We start from the raw sequence: 22,854 nt of genomic DNA, 5'->3' as shown, positions 1-22,854 counted from the left end.
TTAAACGCAAAAACGGCTCAAGTTTGCACCTGAACCGCTATTGCTTATACACAATGTTGTAGGCTTTTTTTATAACCCAAGTGCATAATAGTGGGTACCTGGAAAATCTTCATAAACTCCTTCAATCAGTACACCGCCTTTCTTATCCTTTAGTGCTGTTTCCAAATCATCGACCGACTTGATGACCCGACCATCTATTTTAGTGATGATAAAACCTTCTTTGATGGCTGTATTGCGTTTGAGCTTGCCAGCAAAAAGCTTACTTACTTTTACTCCTCCGTCAATGTTGAGTTTTTTGGCGGTTTTCTTGTCCAGATCTTCAAATTGTGCGCCTAAATTATTAAATATAGTGGTTCGGGCTTTGTCGAGGAAGTCCGTTTCACCTTCACGATTGCGTAACACTACCTGACTCACCACTTCTTTCCCCTTGCGGTTCACTTTTACCTCTAATTTATCGCCAGGTCGATGGCTTGCCACCACTTCTTGTAGTTCAGAGGTAGTATTTACTTTCTTACCGTCAATTTCCACAATTACATCGCCCTCTTTAATGCCTGCTTCTTTGGCGGCACTATTTTGACCCAAACTGTCTACATATACACCAGTTTCTACCTCCAACTCTTTCTCTTTTATTAACGTAGCATCTACCCCACGAATAGTAATCCCTAAGAAACCACGTTGTACCATTCCGTACTTTAAAAAGTCTTCTACTACTTTGTTTACGATGTTGGAAGGCACAGCAAAGCCATAACCCGCATAAGCACCTGTTGGACTGGCAATAGCAGTATTGATGCCAATCAATCCTCCACTCAGGTTAATCAAAGCACCTCCGCTATTACCCGGGTTGATAGCCGCATCGGTTTGAATAAACGATTCTACGGCAAACTGCTCCCGTAAAATATTGATATTACGTGATTTTGCACTAACAATGCCCGCTGTTACGGTAGAGTTAAGGTTAAAGGGGTTACCCACAGCAAGTACCCACTCTCCTACTTTCACATCATCAGAATTGACCAACGGCAAGGTACTTAATCCGCTGGCTTTTATTTGAAGCAAGGCAAGGTCTGTGGAAGGGTCAGTACCTACCACATTAGCCTTGAAGGTGCGGTTATCGTGAAGCGTAACTTCAATATCGTCAGCATTGGCAATTACGTGGTTGTTAGTAACAATATAGCCTTCACTATTGATAATTACGCCTGAACCAGTACCTACCCTTGCCTGTGGCTCTCTCGGTTGTGGAGTTTGGTAATATCTGCGTGGACCAAAGAATTGCTCAAAAAAATCATCCCCACCGAAAAACTCTTTAAATGGGTCGGGCAGTTCACGGTACTGGTAAGAATTATTGCTATTGGTATATTGCTGTATTTGGGTTGATTTAATATGTACCACAGCATCCATTGCTTTCTCTGCCAATTGTGTAAAATCTACCGGTATCATATTGCCGTTTTCATCGGCAGTATAAAGCGCACCTTGAGCAGGGGTGCCCGAAACGTGTTCTATTTTAACACTTTTGCCAAAGTCAGTAAATTGAGGAACAGCAAAGAACACCCCAAAAGAAACGACTAAGGCTACCAATGCAGAAATTCCATAGTCTTTCATAGTCTTTTCGATTTAAAAGTGAAACATAAGTTAAAATGAAAAGCAGGGGAGAGAGCCTAAAGGCTACTACTCCCACTTTTACCTAGGCTGCCATTCGGTCTGATGCTTTGTAAGCTGCATCAGTCTGGTTTGACACCCGTTTAACGGTCGCTTTTTCTCTCACAGGAATTGTACTCAAGCTGCGCTTACCCAACCAATTCATCACCTCTCGGAAGTTGAAACTCAAATAAAGAAGACAGCCATAAATTAGGGTGATAGCTGATAAGCCAAGTGCTAATTTATCCATAGTTACCTCCTTTTTTTATGGTTCAACATCAAACAAATAGAGTGTTTTACTTCACCTCAATGGCTCTGGTCAATTTTTCGTAACCCGCCTTTTTGCCCAAACGGATATTCAACACTCCGTTTTCCATTTTTGCCTGTACTTGCTCAGGGTCAGCACCCTGCGGAAGTTGAAAAACTCGCTGGAAACTGGCATAGCCAAATTCTCTACGCATCCAGTTCTTATCTTTTTCCTCTTTTTCGTACTGTTTTTCCGATGAAATTTTTAGGTACCCGTCTTGAACTTCAACTTTAATATCTTTTTTGTCAAGTCCGGGAACAGCTACTGCCACTTCAAAAGCCTTGTTTTCATCACTGATGTTTACCGAAGGTAAGGTCGCCACTTCTTCGTGTTCAGCACTACCTTGACCCATAATCTTACCAAAGAAATTCTCCACAACCTTGGGGAATTTTGGTTTTATATTTTTTGTCCATTTAACTAAGTCCATAAGAATAAGTTGTTTAAAGGTTCAACACTAAAGTAGAGAAGGGTGGCGGTTGTACACCACCCATCGAAGTAAAATTGATTATGAAATTTCAATTAGCTTAGGTGGTTGCGGTTTCGCTTCCTCTTTCTTAGGAATATTCACTTGCAACACACCGTTTTCGTACTTGGCTTCGATTTTTTCACTATCTGCACTATCAGGCAAGGTGAAAGAACGTTGGAAAGCACGATAAGCAAATTCTCTACGAGTGTACTTATCTTGTTCTTCTTTTTGCTCTTCTTGCTTTTCAGAAGAAATAGTTAGTACATTATTTTCCAAATTAATTTTGAAATCGGCTTTTTCCATACCTGGTGCTGCCATTTCAACCAAGAAGCCATCATTGTCTTCCTTGATGTTTACGGCAGGAAGTGTAGTGTTGGTAGCTGAAAAGTTGTTATGTCTCCAATTACCGAATTCGGTATTGAAGAAGTCATCGAACAAGCTGCTAAAAGCAGGGAATGCACGGTTTGAATCATACTTTACAATTGCCATAGTTGTAAATATTTAAGGTTAAACATAAATGAACATCAAAACACTTTTACGACTTACAACTGATGTACCAATAAGAATTGAATGACATTTTGTCCTAAATAAGGATAAAACCTAAAAAATAACCGTCATTATGACATATTTATTCAATTAATCCTGCCAATAGGTGGGGCATTGTGGTACATACCTTCTTTTGAAAATTGCCTACAACGTCCCTATAAATCTAACCCCCCTCCCCAGTTTCGTGTATATCGGTTATGTACGTATCGACTTATTTTTAAAAACTTCCTTTCCAGGCTAATTTGACCATTTATCCGACAGCAAACGACTGCAAACGCTTACTGTCGGATATTTCAGTCTGAAAATCCTTACCTCATTTCTTTGACTAAGAACGTCATTTCAACTAATTAATGCAAGAGGAGAAATACTACCTTTAAAAAATAAAAGGGGGCAATGAAACCTTCGAGGTTTAAAAAACCTCAAAGGTTGAATAACACAAAAGATAAAAAACATAGCTTTATAAACCCTTTGCCTTTTCTATCCTTTTGCGGGAGATCAAAAGGATAATTTATGAAGACACCCTTGTCAAACTTGAAAAAATATAGAACATCGAACATCGAATGATGAATAATGAAGTGTCGGCAAAACAAAACAACGATCCCCTTCAATTACTCGATTAATCAATTACACAATTACTCTTTACTTCTTCCTTCCTTGGCGGGAGACATTATCGCCGCGCCGTTGCGACGCCGCGAGCCTGTTTTAAACCACATAGAGAGGATAGAAAGCATAGCTTCACACACCCTTTTAATCTATCTTTTGCGGGAGATGATAAGATGAATTAACTATCAAATCGCTTCTCTGAAGCTCTTGATAACTCTTTCTTCGACTTTCTACAATCATAACGCCTCTCTGAGGCTTTAAGAGGCAGAACTCTTTTAGAGCACCAGAGGTGCGACCTGATTGTAGAGAATAAAGTCACAAACTTGTCAAAGCACCAGCGGTGCGATTTGATCAACCTTCAAAAAATCTCTTTGCCCCTTCCATCCTTGGCGGGAGACATTATCGCCGCGCCGTTGCGACGCCGCGAGCCTTTTTTTCACCACATAGCCACAATAGCCCACATAGATAAAAAACATAGCTTCACACACCCTTTGCCTAATCTATCCTTTTGATGGAGATGATTGTAAGACTGCTTCGCTCCGCAAGCTCCGCTCACAGTGACGGTAAACCAAATTAACTCCAGATCAAACCCTCCGCGCCGCTGCGACGCCGCGAGCATTTCTTCCCGCCAAGCCTCAAAACTTCACCTGCGCTTCTAGCTTCTGCCCATCGCGTTCGTACCAAAGTTTCGCTTCATCTCCTTTTTGGAAAGCGCTTAACGCTCGCATATAGCTCATCATATCCACTACGCTAGAATCTCCTAATTGCACAATGACATCTCCTTTTTGCAAACCTGCAGCTTGAGCGGGCTTGTCTTCCGAAACTCCATCGATTCTCATGCCCTTGCCATCAAATAAATAATCCGGAACTACGCCCAAAGAAACCGTGAATCGGGGCGAATCACCTGAACTGTCCTTGGTTTTGGTAAAGGCCAATTTTGGTTCCTCATCCAGCTTCCCAACCAATCGCTCTATGTATCTAACTACCTTCAACAAGCCCTCATAATTGATCTTTTCTGAATCGTCTGAAGGTTTGTGATAGTCTTCGTGCTGACCAGTGAAAAAATGTAAAACAGGTAAATCCTGCAAGTAAAATGAGGTATGATCAGAAGGGCCAACTCCTGATTCGGAGGTTACTAATTTCAAACTGTCTGCATTCACTAGATCCAAAGCAGACACAAAACTTGGACTGGTGCCCACTCCATTGATGGCTAGGGTTTTTTCTTCGTTAAGCCGACCAACCATATCCATGTTGACCATGAAGTTGACAGTTTCTAAATCTATGGTTGGATTTTTTACAAAATAATTAGACCCCCAAAGACCATTTTCTTCTCCCGAAAATGCGATAAACAAAAAGTTGGACTGATGCTTTTGATGCTTTAATAGTTCTGCCAAAGCCAAGAGTGCAGCAGTGCCGGAAGCGTTATCATCTGCTCCATTATGGATGGCGGAATCTCCCCGATGCAAAGAACCCACTCCACCAAATCCCAAATGGTCAAAATGAGCCCCTATCACAATTGTTTTTTCAGCCTGATTATCAATGAAGCCTAGAACATTTCTACCTGTGATTCCTTCTCCGTCTGTGCCAATCACAGCTTCTTCATGAGGGTTGGATGGTTTGGAAACGGTAAATTCCTGGAAGAATCCAGAGGTTCCTTTGGGCTCAATTCCTATTTGCTCAAAACGCTCTGCCAAATATTGGGCAGCTTGCTCTTCTCCTTCTGTGCCAATAGCACGGCCTTCCAGTTGGTCTGCAGCCAAGAAACTGACATCTTTTTTCAAGTTTGACAATAGCTTATCATCGCTGGGAGCCGACTGACAAGACAGCATCACAGTTGCTATCAAAGAGGTAATAATCAGAGTATTGAATTTCATAAAAGCAGGAGTTTAGCTCAAAGATAATAATTGGTATCTTCGCGCAGCAAAATAAAATGAATACAAAATGCGTCTTTCTTTATTCGCTTTGATCGCTTTGATCATTTCCTGCTCTCCCAAAAACTCAAGCACCGAAGAGCTTGAAACTCCAACTCACACTACTACTGACTCATTACTTCTTTCTGAAAATGAAATGAAGTACCTCAGAAATATCAAACAATTGACTTTTGGAGGCAATAATGCAGAAGCGTACTGGTCATTTGATGACTCCTTATTGGTTTTCCAGTCTGATTATGCAGCCTGGGGAGCTTCCTGTGATCAGATTTTCTATACCGACTGGAGAAAGGATGATTTGAAAAATAACGCTCCTCAGCGGATCTCAACAGGATTGGGAAGAACGACTTGTGCTTATTTTCTTCCAGGCAATGAAGCCATCGTCTATGCCTCCACTCATCTGGGCGGGGACGACTGCCCTCCTGTTCCTGAAAGAAGAACTGACGGGAAATACGTTTGGCCTATTTATGATACCTATGATATTTTCACTGCGGACTTGAGTGGTAATCTTTTATCCCAACTAACCAATGAACCTGGCTATGATGGGGAAGCTACCCTATCACCGAAAGGGGATAAAATTGTATTTACATCCATGCGTACTGGGGATTTGGAATTGTTTACCATGAATATTGATGGAAGTGATGTGAAGCAAATAACCTCAGATTTAGGCTATGACGGCGGAGCATTCTTTTCTCCTGATGGAAGCAAATTAGTATGGAGAGCCTCCCGCCCTAAGACTGAAGAGGAGATCAAAGAATATCAAGAGTTATTGGCTGAAGGATTAGTGAAGCCAACTGAAATGGAATTATATGTAGCCGATGCAGATGGGAGCAATATTCAAAAAGTAACGGATTTGGGTCAGGCGAACTGGGCTCCTTTTTTCCACCCATCAGGTAAAAAGCTGATTTTCGCTTCTAACCATCACACCGAGCGTGGCTTCCCATTCAATCTGTATATGATCAACTTAGATGGCTCAGGATTAGTCAGAATCACTGAAAATGACACCTTCGATGCATTTCCGGTCTTTTCCAACGATGGTAAATATCTGGTATTCTCCTCCAATAGAAATAATGGTGGAACTCGGGACACCAACTTATTTGTCGCCGAGTGGATCGGTGATTAAAGCTTGAGACCGCAGGGGCTAAAAACTCTTGCGGTTTTTCTTTTTTGCATGCTTGCAAATCCTTTTTTATCTTCTGCCTTCTCAACCTATTTTTGAAATGAAGATTTATCGAAGATTAATCATTCCTTTTTTGGTCACCCTTCTTCTGGTCATAGCCAAAATCTACTACAAAGGAGAATCTGAATCTTGGGAAGGCTTTTGGAGTTATCTTCCTCACCTCAATACCATTCTGATCATTTCGGGATTTACCTGGTGTCTATTGGTTTTTACAGGAATCCTCAAGCGGATTTTCCTGAAACAATACGATATCAGCAAAGAAGATAATCTCAGGGCAAGAAAGGTATACACCCAACTCAATATCCTTCAAAAGATCACAAACTTTGTTATCATCGTTCTGGGAATCGGGCTGATCTTGATTTCTTTCGAGCCTATTCGAAAAATCGGAGTTGGAGTCTTCGCCTCCGCAGGTGTAGCGGGTATAATAATCGGTTTCTCAGCACAAAAAGCTATAGGGGCACTGATTGCAGGAATCCAAATTGCCTTTGCACAGCCATTCCGGCTGGATGATGCGGTGGTGGTCGAAGGCGAATGGGGCTGGATTGAAGAAATCAACCTAACCTATGTGGTAGTCAGGATTTGGGATCAAAGACGTTTGGTTTTACCCACAACCTACTTTTTGGAAAAGCCTTTTCAAAACTGGACCAGAAGCTCTGCTGACATAATTGGTTCTGTTTTTCTCTACACCGATTACACGGTTCCATTTGATGCATTGAGAGAAGAGCTGGACAGAATCCTGGAAAAGACCAATCTATGGGATAAAAAAGTCAAAGTTCTTCAGGTCACCAATGCTTCCGAAAGGACTGTAGAAAGTAGGATTTTGGTATCAGCACGAAATTCTCCTACTGCTTGGGATCTTCGCGTTCATGTTAGGGAAAAAATGGTAGAATTTCTTCAGAAAAACTATCCGGATGCTCTCCCTCGAACCCGAGTTGTGTTAGAAAAATCAGAGACGACTTGAAAAAAATTATCATCCTTTGTCTCCTAACCTGCTCCTTCCCGACCTTTGGTCAAGAGGATGAAAAACCAATACAATGGGATATTTCAGGATTTGTAGATCTTTACTATGGACAGGATTTCAGAGAACCATTGGCTGGTGATAGGTTTCCTTTTCTTTACAATCATAATAGAAAAAACAGGCCAAGCATCAATTTGGCTTTAGTGACTGTTCAGTTAAAGTCGAAATATTTCCGTGCAAATCTAGGCATTCAGCAAGGTACTTATGCCCAGGACAATTTAAGCGAGGAGCCCAAGGCCTTGCGATGGATTCACCAAGCCAATGTAGGTGTAGCTCTGGACCAGAATCAATCGCTCTGGCTGGATGTAGGCGTTTTGCCTTCTCATATAGGCTTCGAAAATGCGATTTCTACCAAAAATCTGACATTGTCGCGTTCTCTTATCGCCGAAAACAGCCCTTATTTTGAAACAGGCGCAAGGTTAAAATGGAAAATGAACCAACGATGGGATTTTGCTTTTTTGGTGCTCAATGGATGGCAAAGAATTCGGTTTATCCCCGGCAAGGCTGCTCCGTCTTTTGGAACACGGGCAACCTATACTCCCAATGAAAATACTACTTTGAATTGGAGTACATTTTTGGGCACTGATCAACCTGCAGAAAGTGGTACTTATCTTTATTTCAGCAATCTTTTTGGGAAGTTTCGCCTTGATCAAAAATGGAACTTAATCATAGGGCTGGATGTAGGAAATCGAACTGTAGAAGGGGATTTTAACCCAACTTGGTGGGGAACTTCCTTAATTTTACAGCGGCAATTTTCTGGAAAATTTGCCTCAGCAATTCGCTATGAATATTATCATGATCCCTTCCAGGCAATTGCTACAAGCTTGAATAATTGGGGCATAGAAACAGGGGGAATATCTTTGAATACCGATTGGACCTTGGGAAAGGTTGCCATCCTCAGATTGGAAGGCCGTTACCTGACTGGGCCATCTTTGGGTCAAGATAATGGCAATTCAACTGATTTCTTTCTGCTGGGTTCTATCGCATTCACTTTGAATTAAAGCTCATTAAGTTTCTCCAAATAACTTTCCGCCTGATGGAGGATTTCCTGCTTATTTTTCAATTTATCCAAAGTTCTATAAGCCATTCCTATCCTGGGGTTTTTTTCCAATTTCACCCGATTTCTTTCATAAAATTGCCAATATAGGCTGTTGAAAGGACAGGCTTTTTCTCCAACTTTTTCCTTGTGATTGTAAGCACAATGCTCACAGTAATTACCCATTTTTTTGATGTAATTGGCTGAAGAAACATAAGGTTTGGTCCCTACGATTCCTCCATCTGCAAACTGACTCATCCCGCGCGTATTGGTGATTTCTACCCATTCGATCGCATCTATGTATATCCCCAAATACCACTGATCCAATTCATCGGGGTCTATTCCTGCAAGCAAAGCAAAGTTGCCTGTGACCATCAATCTTTGGATGTGATGTGCATAGGATTTCTCCAAAGACTGGGTAATGGAGTGGGAAAGGCATTTCATTTTGGTTTGACCAGTCCAAAACCAATCAGGCAACTTGCGATCATGCCCAAAAAAGTTCATTTCCGCAAAGTCCGGCATTTTAGCCCAATAAACTCCCCGCATGTATTCTCTCCAACCTATGATCTGCCGGATAAAGCCTTCCACTTGGGAAATGGCAATCTCATCGCGATGTTCTTCCCAGTATTTTTCTACTTCCTCCACCACTTCCAGAGGGGAAAGCATTTTTGAATTCATGGCAAAACTCAGTCGAGAATGAAATAAATAAGGATCCCAAGTAGTCAAAGCGTCCTGATAGTCTCCAAAATGAACCAATAAATTATTACAAAAATGATCCAGCACCTCCAATGATTCTTCTCTGGAGGTAGGCCAAGGGAAGTTTTTAGGATCTACTCCTCCAATTGTTTTGACCTCCGCTTTTTCAATCATTTTATGAATATCAGAGAGATCTTTGGGATGTAATTTTGGTTTACGCAAAAGACGCTTGTCTTTCAGGGCCTGTCTGTTTTCCTGATCAAAATTCCATTTTCCATCCACCGGCTCCTTTCCATCCATGAGGATGTCAAATTTCTTCCTCATCTCCCTATAAAATGACTCCATCAAATAAGTCTTCTTGCCCTTGAAAAAATCCTTGAGGAATTCTCTTTCCGTCAAAAAATGCTCTGTATCATAAGCCTTAGACTCAATTTCCAGAGATTCACTAATATTTTTCAGCTGCTCATCCAAACGATACTCATCAGGCAGCTGGTATTCAAACCTTTCAAATTCACCTTCTTTGATAACTTGCTCAATTAATTCATCCAGCTTTTGAGGATTATTTTTATTGTCGAGTTGAAAGTAAATTACCTGATGGCCTGCTTCCTCTAGACTTTTTGCAAAGTTTCGCATGGAGGCAAAAAACGCTAGCACTTTTTGAATATGGTGAGGAGCATAATCTGTCTCCTGCCTCATTTCTGCAATCAAATAATGATTGTTCTTGTCGGCTTTATCAAACCAGGAATGTTTTGAGTTTAATTGATCTCCGAGAATTAGGCGTAAGGTTTTAGACATAAAAAAAGGCTTTCTGATAAAAGCCTTTTTGATTGAGGTTTGTTTTGATTTTAATATTTGAAGCAAGGCATAGATGAAGTTCGGCCTCTTCCTTTTGCAGAGCCAGCCAGGAAGCTGTATCGAATGGAGATTTCATGAGCACCTCCTGTATTGGCATTTCCCAAAGAAGAAAGGGTGAAATCGTGGCTGTATCCAATATCCAATCCACCGCCCAATGAAATTCCTACCAAAGCAATTACTGACTCATGGTTGGGCTGGGATTTATCAGAAACCGGGATTCCTCTGTACCAAACTCCCAAAACCAATGGTTGAATATTAATCTGAGTTCCTAAATCCAACTGAGTAAATGGTCCTTGATTTTTATAATTAAATGCGAAAGTCAACTCTTTGGTGCCTGTTCTCTGATTGTAGAATTGGGTAGACGAACCACCTGAAAGGTCTAGCTTTATTCCTCCATGTGCGGAAACCTTGATAGGCAACTCACTGATTTCTCCTTCTATGAAAGAAATATTAGGCTGAGTCACGTGATGAGCGGATGCTCCAAACCAGAAATTATCATTGTGAAATAACATTCCAAAGCTGTAGTCCACGAACTGATGACGGAAATCAGAACCTAAATTTTCACCGGAGAAATCACCCACTGCTCCAGTTTGATCATCGATTTGGCTACCAAACAATAAATTACCAAAGTATGCATCTCTATCCATATAAGACACCTGGCCGCCTACTCTCAAAAAGGATTTAAACCCCAATCTTGCGCGATAAGAATATGAAGCTCCAATTTCGGATACGCTAAGATTGGCCATGCTTTGCTCAGATCTGTTGAAAACAATTCCGATTCCGCTATTAGCTCCAAAAATATAATGATCCAAATAGGCTGAATATGAGGTAAAGGACTGATCTAACCCAGGCCATTGATTTCTATAATTCACTCCGATTCGGGTCATCTCAGAAGCACCTGCCATAGCAGGGTTCAAGTACAAGGGAGCGGCATAAAACTGGGAATATTGCACATCCTGAGCACGAAGGCTTAGGCATACACAACTTAGGATGATAAACGTAAATAATGTTTTCATAACCTATCTGATTAGGGTGATTCCTCCGCTTTTGGTACTTTGGATACCTTCGCGGTTGGTATAGGTGATTTTATATAGGTAGTTTCCTGCAGGTAAGGTTTGTCCACGGTAGGTACCATCCCATCCACGAGCTTCCAAACCTGATTCAACAAATAGCCTTTCTCCCCAGGTATTAAAGACTTCCATAGTAAAGGCGGTGATTGCCTTCATTTTTGGTAAGAAAGTATCATTTAATCCATCTCCGTTTGGCGTAAATGCATTCGGGATGACTACCATTTCAGTGGCTGTTGCCACTTGAATTCTGTTCGTTTCAAAAGAAGAGCAACCATAAATATCAAAGCCCGTCAATTTCACTTCATAAATCCCTGCTTTTTCAAAAACATGGATTGGGTCTTTTTCTGAGGAAACTTTTCCATCTCCGAAATTCCACTCCCAGGCGATAAACTCAGGGGCAATCTCACTCTCAAAAAGTATTTCTTCCCGGGTAAGTACTTCTGGATCAGCATTGATAACCAGTTTTCTATAGTTAAAATCAAGTCTTCCTCCCTGAGTGGCCGCCTTAGGAAAATCAACTTTAGCTTCTGTTTCTACTTTGCAACCTAAGGCATCAGTGATTGTCACCTTTAGCGTTCCCGATTGATTGAAAGTGATTTCCTTTTTGTCAACCTCTCCTGTGCTCCACTTAATTTTAAACGGTGCTTTACCTCCTTGGAAAGAAACCCAAGCATTTCCTTTCACTGTACCTTGATCACAGTTCACCTCAAGGGCTGACTCGATTCTGGCTGTGATTGATTCATTTTGACCAACCTGAACAGCTTTAGTGGATGAGCAACCACTTTCATCTGTCACTTTTACTTCATAGGTGCCAGCGGCTAGATTTTTCCTGGAAAGACTGCCTTTCACTCCGTCTGACCAAGTAATATCAACAGTTCCTTTTGCTCCAGTTACTTTGATTTCAATTTCTCCATCATTTTCACCTGAGCAGCTCAAGTTTTTGGATTGAACCAGTTGAAGATTTAATGCTGATTGATTTTCAAGCTTAAATTCTTGTTGGATGAAGCAACCTGAAGCATCAGTAACCTTCACTTGGTAAGTCCCTGCTGGAAGGTTTTTGATTTCAGATCCGGTCATGCCATTGCTCCAAGAGTAGGTATATGGTGCTGTTCCTCCGTTAATATCCAAAGTGATCTGACCATTTTCTGATGAAGAACAGCTTGGAGCGAGAAAATTGGACTTAAGCTCCATTCCTTTTGGCTCATCCACTTTGTAAATTCCCTGAAAAGCACAACCCTTACTATCTTTAATCAACACCTCATAAATTCCGGATTTAAGGTTTGAAACATCCTTAGTGCTAGCACCGGTGTTCCACTTATAAGTATAAGGTCCAACACCTCCACTTACAGAAAGAGAAATTGTCCCGTCATTTTTTCCTTGGCAAGAACTGTTGGTGATAGACTCGGATACACTCATTCCTTCAGATGCAGATCCTATTTCAAAACTGGTGGTGACATCACAATTGTATTTGTCGATGACGGTTACAGTGTATGTTCCTGGCTTAAGATTGTTTACCTCCCAAACATTGGTCAGACCATTGCTCCATTTTACTTTGTACGGCTCTCCTCTTCCGATTTTAACAGAAATTTTTGCTGAACCATCATTGCCGGAACCACAACTTGCGTCTTTCTTTTCAACAGGATTTAAAATCAACGGGAAAGGCGGTTGAACCACAATTTTTTCTATGTGCTTAAATCCAGTCGCATCAGTGATTTCAACAGTGTAAGTACCTGCAAAAAGATTGGTTCTGTTTTGAGTGGTTTCATTGGTGTTCCATCTAAAAGTATAAGGAGGTGTTCCCCCTTTGATATCCAAATTAATATGTCCTTTCTCAGAATGGGAACAAAGAGCAAGTTTACCGCTTACCTCCACTTGGATTGAATTGTAAGAGAGTATTCTCTGATTGGCTGAATTGGGAACCTCAAAAGAAAATTGGGCAAAAGCAGGAAAATACATTCCAATGCTCAGCAGGAGCAGAAGAAGTGATTTTCCATATGTTTTTAGCCCTAATTGCATTTCCTATTTTGACTATGAATTTCGATGGGTGAAATTTGCCTTATAAAACCTATTTTGTGTATTTCATTTTTTAGAATATTATTTTTTGTAAATCAAATACAACAAAATGATATTCTATTAAATCACTATTTACACCTAATAATAATAGTTTGATTCTTATTTCCAAGGGTTTGTATATACGAAGCAAATATGAAATGCAGCTTTAAAAAATCTTATTTTTCTAGAAATTCTACCATTTCCAAAAAATAGCGGTGATGAAGCTTTTTTTAGGTGACGAAATGAAAAAGGCCTGAAAAACAGGCCTTAAAATTTTTTTAAAATATTTTTAATTTTTTTTCGCTTTACTCAGCTTTCCTTCTGAAAATCAGTATCTGAAGCAAGGGATAGTTCGTGCCCTAAGATTTCTGTTTTTGGCATCTCCCCATAAAAATCGATAAGTAACTGAGACTTCATGTGCTCCTCCGGAGTTTCTCAACCCTAATTTGGAGACCGTAAAATCATAGGAGTAGCCTATGTCCAGACCGGTCGGAAGTGATACGCCGACTAAGCCGATAATTGACTCATTGTTGGGTAAGGAGTTTTTGGTTGGCAAACCTCTATACCAAAGTCCCAATACCAATGGATCCAAATACAACTGAGTACCAATATCTAATTGGTTGAAAGGGTCTTGCTGTTTGTAATTAAATGCAAAGGAAATTGCCCGCTCTTGGTATGCATGGGTAAAATAATCTCTTCTTCCTCCGGTAAAATCAAATTTGAATCCTCCTTGAGCTGATAGCTTCATCGGAAGTTTGGACATTTGACCTTCCACAAAAGAAACATTGGGCTCACTGAGATGATGCGCAGAGGCACCTAACCAGAAGTTTTTACTATAAAACATCCCACCTAGGGCAAAATCAAAAAAGTTGTACCTGCTATCTATTGGAATACCATTCAGCTCGTCTGTAATACCGCCTATTGTCCCATTGATGATGTCAATTTGAGTTCCAAAAACCAAGTCAGAGAAAAAAGCATCCCGCTGCATATAACTTGCTTGTCCCCCTAATCTGAAAAAGGTTTCCTCTCCCAACTGCAATTTGTAAGCATAAGAAAGTCCTACCTCATTGGTGGCAAGATTAGCCATACTTTCTCTATTGCCATTGAAAATAAGACCGATACCACTATTGTAGTCAAAAATATAATGGTCTATGTAAAATGAATAGGAATTGAAATTTTGGTCCAGGCCAGGCCATTGATTTCGGTAATTGACGCCAATTCTGGTGAGCTCGGAAGCGCCTGTCAATGCTGGATTCAGATAAAGGGGAGCAGCATAGAATTGAGAATACTGTACATCCTGAGCTAAGGAGTTTATCCCTAGCCCCAGTAAAAGTACCAATCCTATTAATTTCCTCACCATACGTAATCCCTCCTTCTGCAAATTAGCCATTAGCCAATTGGCAAAAGAATTTTGAATGTTAAAAGGTTATGAAACTACTAGGGCTTATGATTGGGGTGATCAATCAATTATTTGTTTCTGACCTTTTTTAACTAAACTATAGATCTATAATCACCCTCGATATTCAATAACTATACCAAAGACTTCTTGCCTTTGGAAACATTCGACTAAATATCGATAACCACTTGATTTCTAGTCAAATCCTCTATCGTCTCTCTAGTCCTGATTAAATGGGATTTCCCTTCCCATACTAAAACTTCGGCAGGTCTCAAGCGGGAGTTATAATTAGAAGCCATGCTAAACCCGTAAGCCCCCGCATTTTTGATTACTAAAATATCCCCTTCTCTTACTTCAGAAAGCTCCCTGTCTGAAGCAATGGTATCAGTTTCACAGATGTACCCGACAATATTATACGTATGAGTGTTTCCATCGGGATTGCTCAGATTATAAACATCATGATAGGCATCGTATAGCATGGGCCTCAACAAATGATTCAGGCCGGAATCAACACCTGCAAAAGTGATGGAAGGTGTCTTCTTCACTACATTGGTTTTCACCAGCAAGTACCCCGACTCACTGACCAAAAACTTACCTGGTTCTAGCCACAGCTCCAATTGCTTTCCATATTTTTCACAAAATTGCTGAAAAGCCTCGCTGACCTTTTCCCCTACCTCCTGAATGTCGGTTCTTGGATCTCCTTCTTTATAGGCAACCTTAAACCCTCCTCCACAATCGATAAACTCCAGGTCTGGAAATTTAAACGCCGTATCGAATAAAACATTGGCTCCTCTTAAGAATATTTCTGCATCTAAAATATCAGATCCGGTATGCACATGAAGCCCAACGATCTTAAGGTTTTTTTCTTTGACAATTTCCAGAATTTCAGGAAGTTGCTCTATGGAAATCCCGAATTTACTTGCTTTATGACCTACGGAAATTTTGATATTCCCTCCAGCCATGATGTGAGGATTGATCCGGATACAAGCGCCCACTTTGTTGCCATAGACCTCTCCAAATTTTTGCATCAAAGGAAGGCTGTCCAAATTAATCATCACACCTAGATCTACAGCCTCCTCAATCTCATCAAAGCCTACTCCGCTCGGAGTATACATGATTTCTGAAGGCTGAAAACCTGCCATCAATCCCAATTTCACTTCCTCCAAGGAGACTGCATCCACTCCAGCACCCGCATTTTTGATCAGTTTGAGTATACTGATATTGGATAAAGCCTTGGTCGCGTATTTTATTTTTAAAGGTACTCCCAGAAAAGCCTTTTGAATAGCATGCACTTGATTGGTGATTTTCTCACCGTCATACACATAAAGAGGCGTTCCATATTTTTCAGCAATAGATTCCAAGGAAATTCCTTGAATATGAGTAGGTTTAATAGCTTGTGGCATGTTCTCAAATTTGGCCACAAAGATAGCTAAATAGCCCTAGAATGAAGAATAAATAGCCCTCAATTAGCATCTCAGAGGGGCTTTCTGGGTACAAAATCCCATTTAAACTTGCCTTCAATGGTCTTTCATTCAAGCCGTTAAATATTGTTAACCCTACCTTTCTCCCCCGATAAGCCTTTAAATTTGTAACATGTCCAAAAATAAGATCACTTTAATAATTGTTTTGATGTCCGTAGCCAGCCTTGGCTTGGTGGGATTTCAATACTATTGGGTGAGAAATGCGATCCGAATCAATCAAGAAAGGTTTGATCAGGATGTCTATCAAGCACTGGCAGGGACTACAGATCAACTCGAAAAGAGTGAAGCTAGTGACGTTTTGCTAAGCCAATTAATGAAGGACCCCATTCTTCAAAAATCACTTTTTGAGAAAATTGAACCTATTGATTTTGAAATTCGCCCCAAATCAGGTTTTAGAAGGGGGCCCTCTATCATCGATACCTTAAAAATTACTCCAGTTCCTCAGGTCAGTGCTACTTTCAGAAGGATGCTGGAATCCAGAGGAATTGACTTATCCGTTTTACAGGAAATGGAAAGATTTTTTACGCTTATGACTCCTGAGGTAGCCTCTACTATTTTTACTCCGGATGAAATGGCTATCCTTTTGGAGGAAAAGGAGAGGCAGTTACAATACCTCAGCCAGGTGGAAGTATACAGTTTAGGGCCAACAGGGAGCTACTTGGATCCAAACTTCGAAAAAGAGGTCAATGTCTCCGAGGATGCCTTGGAAAAAATCAAAAAAACCAACCTAAAAATTGACCTGATTAACCAAACTTGGGAAGAAATGGCAGCTGGGCAAAAAGCCATTTTAAACCGCCTTGATACTTCTCAGGTAAGAAAACTGGTCAAAAATCACCTGCTGGAAAGAGGAATTTATGAAGATTTCGAATTGGGCCTGTTAAAAGACGATGGTCTCTTGATGCCTATCGGACCTGTGTCTGAACCATTCCGACTAGTTCAATATGGCATACAGGCCAAGCTTTTCCCCAATGACATTTTTGGAAAGGAGAATTACCTCTACATATTCTTTCCGGAGAAAAACAACCATGTACTTCGTCAAGTATGGCTACCCGTGTCCTCTTCCATCTTATTTATCGGAGTAATCATCTGGTGTTTCATCTATGCAATTCGTGTCATTTTCAAACAAAAAGCGCTTTCGGATACAAAAAATGATTTCATCAATAACATGACTCATGAGTTTAAAACTCCATTAGCAACGGTGAGTTTGGCGGTGGAAGCACTTCAGGACCCTGAACTTTCATCTCAGGATAAATTTAGAACCCGGTATTTAGGCATTATTAAAGATGAAAATAAAAGGCTTGTAGCCCAAGTAGAAAACGTATTGCAGGCAGCTGCGTTAGATAAGAAGGATTTTAAACTCAAGGTGGAAGACATCGACCTTTCCGAACTCCTGGAGAATGCAGTGGATCATTTTTCATTACAGATAGAAAAAAGGGAAGGAAATATTGAGTTTGAAAATGAACTGAGCGATGGACTGATACAAGGAGATTTCTTTCATGTCACTCATATATTCAATAATCTCCTCGACAATGCCAATAAGTATAGTAGGGAAAAACCCACTATCCATATCAAAGCTTGGGAAAATGAAGAACAAGTATGGGTAAGTATTTCGGACCAAGGAATAGGAATGAATAAGGATGCCCAGAAGAAAATATTTGATAAGTTTTATCGTGTACCTACCGGAAACCTCCACGATGTAAAAGGATTTGGATTGGGCCTTTCTTATGTAAAAACTATGTTGGAAGCCCATAAAGGAGAAATTCAAGTACAGAGTGAGTTGGGAAAAGGAAGTACATTCACAATTAATCTACCCAAAAAACAATGAGCAAAGCAAAACTACTAGTGGTGGAAGATGACCCAAATTTGGGTGATATCTTAAAGGAATATCTCGAAATGAAAGGCTATGAGCCCACACTTTGCCGGGATGGGGAAGAAGGATGGAATAAATTCAAAAAAGATAAATACGACCTTTGCCTATTGGATATCATGATGCCCAAAAAGGATGGTTTTACCTTAGCCAAGGAGATCAAAAAGGTGCAGGATGATCTCCCTATCCTGTTTTTGACTGCGAAAAATCAAAAAGATGATATCATCGAAGGATTAAAAATCGGAGCAGACGATTATCTCACCAAGCCCTTCAGCATGGAAGAATTGCTATTGAGGGTCAATGCAATTTTGAGAAGAACACAAAAATCCACTGAAGTAGAAGCATTGAAAGTTTACAACTTCGGAGATTTTGAATTGCATTACGATGAGCAAGTTCTTGATGGCCCGAAAGGCAAGCATAAACTCACTTCTAAAGAAAATGAATTGCTGAGACTCCTAGCTTCGGAGATGAATAGATTGGTCAATCGATCTCACGCACTCAAGCAAATCTGGGGAGATGACAGCTACTTCAACGCCAGAAGTATGGACGTTTATTTGAGTAAAATTCGAAAGATATTAAAAGACGACCCCAAAGTTCAGATTATAACGGTACATGGAGAAGGCTTTAAACTGATTGTTGGGGAATCTTAATTCAAAATAACCCAAATCCAACCGTGAGTTCGCTCACGGTTTTTTTATACTAAAACTGCTCCAATACCATTCCTTTCAGGGAAGGTCACTTTTTCAGGGCTAATTTTAACTCCATCTGCCGGATCTTTTGCCAGCAACATCGCCCCATCCATATCCACATAATCCAAAAGTGGAGCGATATGAGCGATCGCAGAAATTCCCACCGAGGATTCAGTCATACAACCCACCATCGTTTTCATTCCCAATCTTTTCGCTTCTTGAATCATTCTCAAACCCGGAGTAATCCCGCCTGCCTTCACCAACTTGACATTAATCGCGTGAAAAAGACCGTGGCATTTTTTCACATCTTCTTCTACAATACAACTCTCATCTGCCATTACAGGTAACTTAGAGTGCAAGTACACCTCCCGCATTCCTTCCAAGTCATCCTTGCCTAAAGGCTGCTCCATAAACTCCACTCCTAATTTGACCAATTCTTCAGAGTTTCGGATGGCCTCTTCAGCGGTCCAAGCACAATTTGCATCTATTCTGAAAACAGCATCGGTATGCTTCCTCAGTTCCTTCACAATTGCCAGATCATCGTGAGTTCCTAATTTGATTTTATAAATAGGCCAGTCCACCTCCTTCATTTTCTGAACCATCTTTTCAATGCTGGCAATTCCTATGGTAAAGTTGGTGGTGGGGATGTTTTCAGGATGTAACTGAAGGTATTGATATAGCTTTAGCCCCTGCCTTTTTGTGAATAGATCCCATGCGGCCATATCCAATGCACATTGAGCAAAGGGATTGCCTTTGAAATAATCTTTACCCATGGCCCAAAGCGTTTCTGGATTAACCGTTTTAGTATCTTCCAATACAGGCCTAAATGCTTCCAGGGCCTCCGTCATAGTTTCAATTGTGACGCCGTAGAAGGGATTGGTAGTGGACTCGCCTAAACCGAAAAAACCTGCATCCTCCAATGTCACGATGAGGGTATCCTGAATATCCCTGCTTTGATGGGCAATCGTGAAGGTATGTCGGAGTGGTAAATCAAATACCTGATAAGATAATTTCATGGGAAGAAAAGAGTCTGAATTGTAAGAAATAGGCCGATTTTTCAACAGAAGATTCCTAGATTTACTTCTATTCCTATCCTATCTGTTTGAAAACATGAAAATAATGAAGAGAAATCAATTTAGCCTGTTTTTGCTGTTTTTAGTTTTTATTATTGGATGCAAAACGGCAAATGAAGAAAAGTTTGAAAGCCTGAATACCCCTTTTTTGGAAAGTGCCTTTGAAAAATTTAAGGAGCCCGCTATTACTCATAGACGATTCAAGCATGCTGATTTACAACCATTGATTCAAAAGCATCAAAATTCTTTTCAAATAACAGAATTGGGGAAGTCAGTAGAAGGAAGATCCATAACATCTTTGGATTGGGGTAAGGGTTCAACCAAGGTCATGCTTTGGTCTCAGATGCATGGAAATGAAAGCACCGCCACCATGGCTATATTTGATCTTTTCAATTTCTTGGAAGCATCCGGAGACGAATTTGATAGCTTGAGAAAGCTCCTGAAAACTTCCCTCAGCCTCAAGTTTATTCCCATGATCAACCCCGACGGAGCGGAAATATTTCAAAGGAGAAATGCTTTAGACATAGATTTAAATAGGGATGCAATTTCTCAGATTTCTCCGGAAGCTGTGATTCTAAAAAATGCAAGAGACAGCTTTGAGCCCGAATTCGGGTTTAACCTACATGATCAACAGGTTTATTATAATGTGGTAAATACAGCGAAGCAGGCAACTATTTCTGTTCTAGCTCCTGCCTATAATTATGAAACAGAAATCAATGAGGTAAGAGGAAGAGCCATGAAAACCATAGTGGGAATGAACAGGCTTTTGCAAGAGCTTATTCCCGGACAGGTAGGAAAGTATGACGATGCATTTGAGCCACGAGCTTTTGGAGATAATATCCAAAAATGGGGAACCAGTACGATCCTGATTGAATCTGGAGGCTATGTTGGTGACCCAGAAAAGCAGTATATCCGTAAATTAAACTTCCTGATAATCCTGAATGCTCTACATCAAATTGCCACCCAATCCTACGCACAGCATAGCATTGATGAATACTTTGCAATCCCTGACAACGATTTACAATTGGTTGACCTGATCATCAAAGAGATGCAAGTCGAAGTTGAGGGGAAAAAATTCCCTGTCGATCTAGCGATTCGTAGAAGAGAAAGCAATGCAGACAGTACTTTTTATGTTACTGGAAACGTCGAAGATTTAGGAGATATGCAGGTCTATTTTGGCTTTGAAGAAATAGATGCAACAGGTTTAAGTTTTAAGGAAGGTAAGGTATTCGAGCAAGAATTTGAAAACTTGGCAGCTATCAGTTCAGAAGAAGCGATGGAGCTATTGAGACAAGGCTATTTGGGAGTTAAGATAAAAAATGGAAAGCCTGGAGATCTTCATCAATTACCCATTCTGGTTTTACAGAGTAAAAAAGATTTCAATTCCGGCTGGAAGACAGGCTCTTCGCCAAACTTCTTTATAGCAGAAGGCGATTTACTGAAATACGCAGTGGTAAATGGATATCTCATTGACCTTGAAAACCCTAAAGAGCAGGTTCTGAAGCAGCGGGTTTTCTAAGCGTTAAAATTTATGAATTGACCAAAAGCCTGGATTCCTTCCGGGCTTTTTTTCGTATAAAATTTTTATATTAATCCATTAACAAACCACTATGAAAGCATCTTCCATTATTTTTTCTTTGGCCATAGTTCTTTCTTCTATCGTACTGGGCCATGCAGTAATCAACCGAAACAGGCCACAAGGCACCATTAATGTGACGGGCTTAGGAGAAAGTAATTTCACTTCTGACCTGATCGTATGGGAGGGAAATTTCAGTCGGGAAAGCAAAGACCTTCAGACTGCCTATTCCAATCTGGAAAGAGATCGCGAATCGGTCACAAGCTATTTAGTTTCCAAAGGAATTCCGAAGGAACAATTGGTTTTCAACGCGGTCATCACAAACCCCCAATACCAGCAAAACTACTCCAATGACGGAAGATACATGGGGCAAACCTTTACTGGATATCAATTGAGTCAATCCTTACAAATTGAATCCAAGGAAGTAGAAAAGGTGGAAAAAATCAGCCGGGAAATCACGGAATTATTAAATCAAGGAATTGCTTTTTACTCCCAACAACCCCGATACTACTATACCGAATTAGAGTCGCTCAAATTGGAAATGATAGCAAAGGCAACTGAAGATGCCAGAATTCGCGCGGAGCGCATCGCTGAAAATTCAGAGGCAAAACTAGGCGATTTGATTTCTGCCAATATGGGAGTTTTTCAAATCACCGGACAAAATTCAGGAGAAGATTATTCCTGGGGAGGAGCCTTTAACACCAGTTCAAAAAACAAAACTGCATCCATCACAATGAAATTAGTTTTTGAATCAAATTAATGTCTATATCCGCTTTTTCACCACTAAATAGAAAATATTGCTTAGTAATAGGCAAAAGGATCAGAATTCGGGAAGCTTCGGTCTTCACTCTTCACTCTTCAATCAGTCAAGCAAAGAAAATATGGTAACTGGCAGACTTGCAGACAACCATACAAATTAATTTTTCCAAACAATTTCACAGCCAGTGGATTCTATCTAAGTGGTACTATTGGCTATTTTCATTCAATTATTTACGAGCATGACTCTTTACGACTTCCAATCCGATAGTAAGAAATCAGACTGGAGAATTATCGATGATGTGGTCATGGGTGGAAGATCTGATGGCTCATTCTCTATCAATTCAGAGGGACATGGTGTATTTGAGGGGAAAGTTTCCCTAGAAAATAATGGTGGCTTTTCCTCGGTCAGATATCAACCTGATAAAACCATCATAGATGGAGCTTCTCAAGTAAAATTTCGGCTTCGAGGTGATACAAAGACCTATCAATTCCGATTTAAAAGAAAGCGATCAGATTATCATTCCTATGTGGCAAGTTTCCAAACAAGCGGTGAGTGGGAGGAAATAACCATCCCCTTAAACCAATTCAAACCTGCCTTCCGAGGCCATAGCCGTCAGGTTAAGG

General features: G+C 40.5%; 19 protein-coding genes. 8 read left to right on the top strand and 11 right to left on the bottom strand.

Annotated features, from left to right (window positions below; all coding sequences use genetic code 11):
• Positions 1–69: 69 nt before the first annotated feature.
• The 5 genes from B2906_RS07705 to B2906_RS07685 all read right to left on the bottom strand — a co-directional run bounded on the left by B2906_RS07705 (position 70) and on the right by B2906_RS07685 (position 5,428).
• Complete coding sequence (locus tag B2906_RS07705; RefSeq protein ID WP_219957995.1) at positions 70–1,596, bottom strand: Do family serine endopeptidase; 1,527 nt, start codon at positions 1,594–1,596, stop codon at positions 70–72.
• Positions 1,597–1,678: 82 nt separating this feature from the next.
• Positions 1,679–1,882, bottom strand: coding sequence for a hypothetical protein (locus B2906_RS07700; protein WP_219957996.1), 204 nt, complete (start codon positions 1,880–1,882; stop codon positions 1,679–1,681).
• A gap of 46 nt (positions 1,883–1,928) precedes the next feature.
• Positions 1,929–2,315: an Hsp20/alpha crystallin family protein gene (locus B2906_RS07695; RefSeq protein ID WP_219957997.1), complete on the bottom strand. Its 387-nt coding sequence runs from the start codon at positions 2,313–2,315 to the stop codon at positions 1,929–1,931.
• 129 nt (positions 2,316–2,444) lie between these two features.
• A complete protein-coding gene (locus B2906_RS07690; protein ID WP_130274511.1) occupies positions 2,445–2,894 on the bottom strand; it encodes an Hsp20/alpha crystallin family protein in 450 nt (149 codons plus the stop codon).
• Positions 2,895–4,189: 1,295 nt separating this feature from the next.
• Positions 4,190–5,428: a M20/M25/M40 family metallo-hydrolase gene (locus B2906_RS07685; RefSeq protein WP_286937017.1), complete on the bottom strand. Its 1,239-nt coding sequence runs from the start codon at positions 5,426–5,428 to the stop codon at positions 4,190–4,192.
• Between the two features lie 67 nt (positions 5,429–5,495).
• Between B2906_RS07685 and B2906_RS07680 the strand changes: the two genes are divergently transcribed.
• From B2906_RS07680 to B2906_RS07670, 3 genes are all read left to right on the top strand, one after another.
• On the top strand, positions 5,496–6,605 hold the full coding sequence (locus tag B2906_RS07680; RefSeq protein WP_286937014.1) for a TolB family protein: 1,110 nt from the start codon (positions 5,496–5,498) through the stop codon (positions 6,603–6,605).
• Between the two features lie 97 nt (positions 6,606–6,702).
• A complete protein-coding gene (locus B2906_RS07675) occupies positions 6,703–7,623 on the top strand; it encodes a mechanosensitive ion channel family protein (protein ID WP_144607596.1) in 921 nt (306 codons plus the stop codon).
• Positions 7,620–8,681 carry a porin gene (locus B2906_RS07670; RefSeq protein ID WP_286936999.1) on the top strand — a complete coding sequence of 354 codons (1,062 nt, stop codon included), beginning with the start codon at positions 7,620–7,622 and terminating at the stop codon, positions 8,679–8,681. The genes B2906_RS07675 and B2906_RS07670 overlap by 4 nt, the downstream gene beginning before the upstream one ends.
• Here the strand turns inward: B2906_RS07670 and B2906_RS07665 are convergent.
• The 5 genes from B2906_RS07665 to lysA all read right to left on the bottom strand — a co-directional run bounded on the left by B2906_RS07665 (position 8,678) and on the right by lysA (position 16,188).
• Positions 8,678–10,207: a cryptochrome/photolyase family protein gene (locus B2906_RS07665; RefSeq protein ID WP_286936991.1), complete on the bottom strand. Its 1,530-nt coding sequence runs from the start codon at positions 10,205–10,207 to the stop codon at positions 8,678–8,680. The genes B2906_RS07670 and B2906_RS07665 overlap by 4 nt on opposite strands.
• Before the next feature lie 50 nt (positions 10,208–10,257).
• Positions 10,258–11,283: a PorP/SprF family type IX secretion system membrane protein gene (locus B2906_RS07660; protein WP_144607593.1), complete on the bottom strand. Its 1,026-nt coding sequence runs from the start codon at positions 11,281–11,283 to the stop codon at positions 10,258–10,260.
• A 3-nt stretch (positions 11,284–11,286) separates the two neighbouring features.
• On the bottom strand, positions 11,287–13,353 hold the full coding sequence (locus tag B2906_RS07655; RefSeq protein WP_286936980.1) for a T9SS type B sorting domain-containing protein: 2,067 nt from the start codon (positions 13,351–13,353) through the stop codon (positions 11,287–11,289).
• Positions 13,354–13,717: 364 nt separating this feature from the next.
• Positions 13,718–14,779: a PorP/SprF family type IX secretion system membrane protein gene (locus B2906_RS07650; RefSeq protein ID WP_339816979.1), complete on the bottom strand. Its 1,062-nt coding sequence runs from the start codon at positions 14,777–14,779 to the stop codon at positions 13,718–13,720.
• A 176-nt stretch (positions 14,780–14,955) separates the two neighbouring features.
• Positions 14,956–16,188, bottom strand: a complete 1,233-nt coding sequence (gene lysA, locus B2906_RS07645; protein WP_144607591.1) for a diaminopimelate decarboxylase — start codon at positions 16,186–16,188, stop codon at positions 14,956–14,958.
• Between the two features lie 190 nt (positions 16,189–16,378).
• Between lysA and B2906_RS07640 the strand changes: the two genes are divergently transcribed.
• Both B2906_RS07640 and B2906_RS07635 read left to right on the top strand, forming a co-directional pair.
• On the top strand, positions 16,379–18,091 hold the full coding sequence (locus B2906_RS07640; RefSeq protein ID WP_144607590.1) for a sensor histidine kinase: 1,713 nt from the start codon (positions 16,379–16,381) through the stop codon (positions 18,089–18,091).
• Positions 18,088–18,783 carry a response regulator transcription factor gene (locus B2906_RS07635; RefSeq protein ID WP_091653099.1) on the top strand — a complete coding sequence of 232 codons (696 nt, stop codon included), beginning with the start codon at positions 18,088–18,090 and terminating at the stop codon, positions 18,781–18,783. The genes B2906_RS07640 and B2906_RS07635 overlap by 4 nt, the downstream gene beginning before the upstream one ends.
• Before the next feature lie 44 nt (positions 18,784–18,827).
• Here the strand turns inward: B2906_RS07635 and B2906_RS07630 are convergent, their stop codons facing one another.
• On the bottom strand, positions 18,828–19,838 hold the full coding sequence (locus tag B2906_RS07630) for a dipeptide epimerase (protein ID WP_286936944.1): 1,011 nt from the start codon (positions 19,836–19,838) through the stop codon (positions 18,828–18,830).
• 103 nt (positions 19,839–19,941) lie between these two features.
• On the opposite strand from B2906_RS07630, the gene B2906_RS07625 reads away from it, so the two are divergent.
• The 3 genes from B2906_RS07625 to B2906_RS07615 all read left to right on the top strand — a co-directional run.
• On the top strand, positions 19,942–21,414 hold the full coding sequence (locus B2906_RS07625) for a M14 family zinc carboxypeptidase (RefSeq protein ID WP_286936937.1): 1,473 nt from the start codon (positions 19,942–19,944) through the stop codon (positions 21,412–21,414).
• Positions 21,415–21,505: 91 nt separating this feature from the next.
• Positions 21,506–22,231: an SIMPL domain-containing protein gene (locus tag B2906_RS07620; RefSeq protein ID WP_286936931.1), complete on the top strand. Its 726-nt coding sequence runs from the start codon at positions 21,506–21,508 to the stop codon at positions 22,229–22,231.
• A 238-nt stretch (positions 22,232–22,469) separates the two neighbouring features.
• Positions 22,470–22,854 (top strand): CIA30 family protein (locus tag B2906_RS07615; RefSeq protein WP_286936925.1); only part of this gene is annotated, 385 nt, incomplete at its 3' end.

Origin of the sequence: Algoriphagus sp. UBA3586 (assembly GCF_002376385.1) — a bacterium.
In the GTDB taxonomy this organism is placed as follows: Bacteria; Bacteroidota; Bacteroidia; order Cytophagales; family Cyclobacteriaceae; genus Algoriphagus; species Algoriphagus ornithinivorans.
Note: the sequence above shows the minus strand (reverse complement) of the source record. Positions and strands in the feature narration are given on the sequence as shown.

Excerpts from the sequence above, each read along its gene's own strand:
- B2906_RS07665 (WP_286936991.1), bottom strand. The coding sequence starts at position 10,207 with ATGTCTAAAACCTTACGCCTAATTCTCGGAGATCAATTAAACTCAAAA.
- B2906_RS07640 (WP_144607590.1), top strand. The coding sequence starts at position 16,379 with ATGTCCAAAAATAAGATCACTTTAATAATTGTTTTGATGTCCGTAGCC.
- B2906_RS07635 (WP_091653099.1), top strand. The coding sequence starts at position 18,088 with ATGAGCAAAGCAAAACTACTAGTGGTGGAAGATGACCCAAATTTGGGT.
- B2906_RS07675 (WP_144607596.1), top strand. The coding sequence starts at position 6,703 with ATGAAGATTTATCGAAGATTAATCATTCCTTTTTTGGTCACCCTTCTT.
- B2906_RS07625 (WP_286936937.1), top strand. The coding sequence starts at position 19,942 with ATGAAGAGAAATCAATTTAGCCTGTTTTTGCTGTTTTTAGTTTTTATT.
- B2906_RS07650 (WP_339816979.1), bottom strand. The coding sequence starts at position 14,779 with ATGGCTAATTTGCAGAAGGAGGGATTACGTATGGTGAGGAAATTAATA.
- B2906_RS07660 (WP_144607593.1), bottom strand. The coding sequence starts at position 11,283 with ATGAAAACATTATTTACGTTTATCATCCTAAGTTGTGTATGCCTAAGC.
- B2906_RS07655 (WP_286936980.1), bottom strand. The coding sequence starts at position 13,353 with ATGCAATTAGGGCTAAAAACATATGGAAAATCACTTCTTCTGCTCCTG.
- lysA (WP_144607591.1), bottom strand. The coding sequence starts at position 16,188 with ATGCCACAAGCTATTAAACCTACTCATATTCAAGGAATTTCCTTGGAA.
- B2906_RS07685 (WP_286937017.1), bottom strand. The coding sequence starts at position 5,428 with ATGAAATTCAATACTCTGATTATTACCTCTTTGATAGCAACTGTGATG.
- B2906_RS07630 (WP_286936944.1), bottom strand. The coding sequence starts at position 19,838 with ATGAAATTATCTTATCAGGTATTTGATTTACCACTCCGACATACCTTC.
- B2906_RS07705 (WP_219957995.1), bottom strand. The coding sequence starts at position 1,596 with ATGAAAGACTATGGAATTTCTGCATTGGTAGCCTTAGTCGTTTCTTTT.
- B2906_RS07680 (WP_286937014.1), top strand. The coding sequence starts at position 5,496 with ATGCGTCTTTCTTTATTCGCTTTGATCGCTTTGATCATTTCCTGCTCT.
- B2906_RS07700 (WP_219957996.1), bottom strand. The coding sequence starts at position 1,882 with ATGGATAAATTAGCACTTGGCTTATCAGCTATCACCCTAATTTATGGC.
- B2906_RS07620 (WP_286936931.1), top strand. The coding sequence starts at position 21,506 with ATGAAAGCATCTTCCATTATTTTTTCTTTGGCCATAGTTCTTTCTTCT.
- B2906_RS07690 (WP_130274511.1), bottom strand. The coding sequence starts at position 2,894 with ATGGCAATTGTAAAGTATGATTCAAACCGTGCATTCCCTGCTTTTAGC.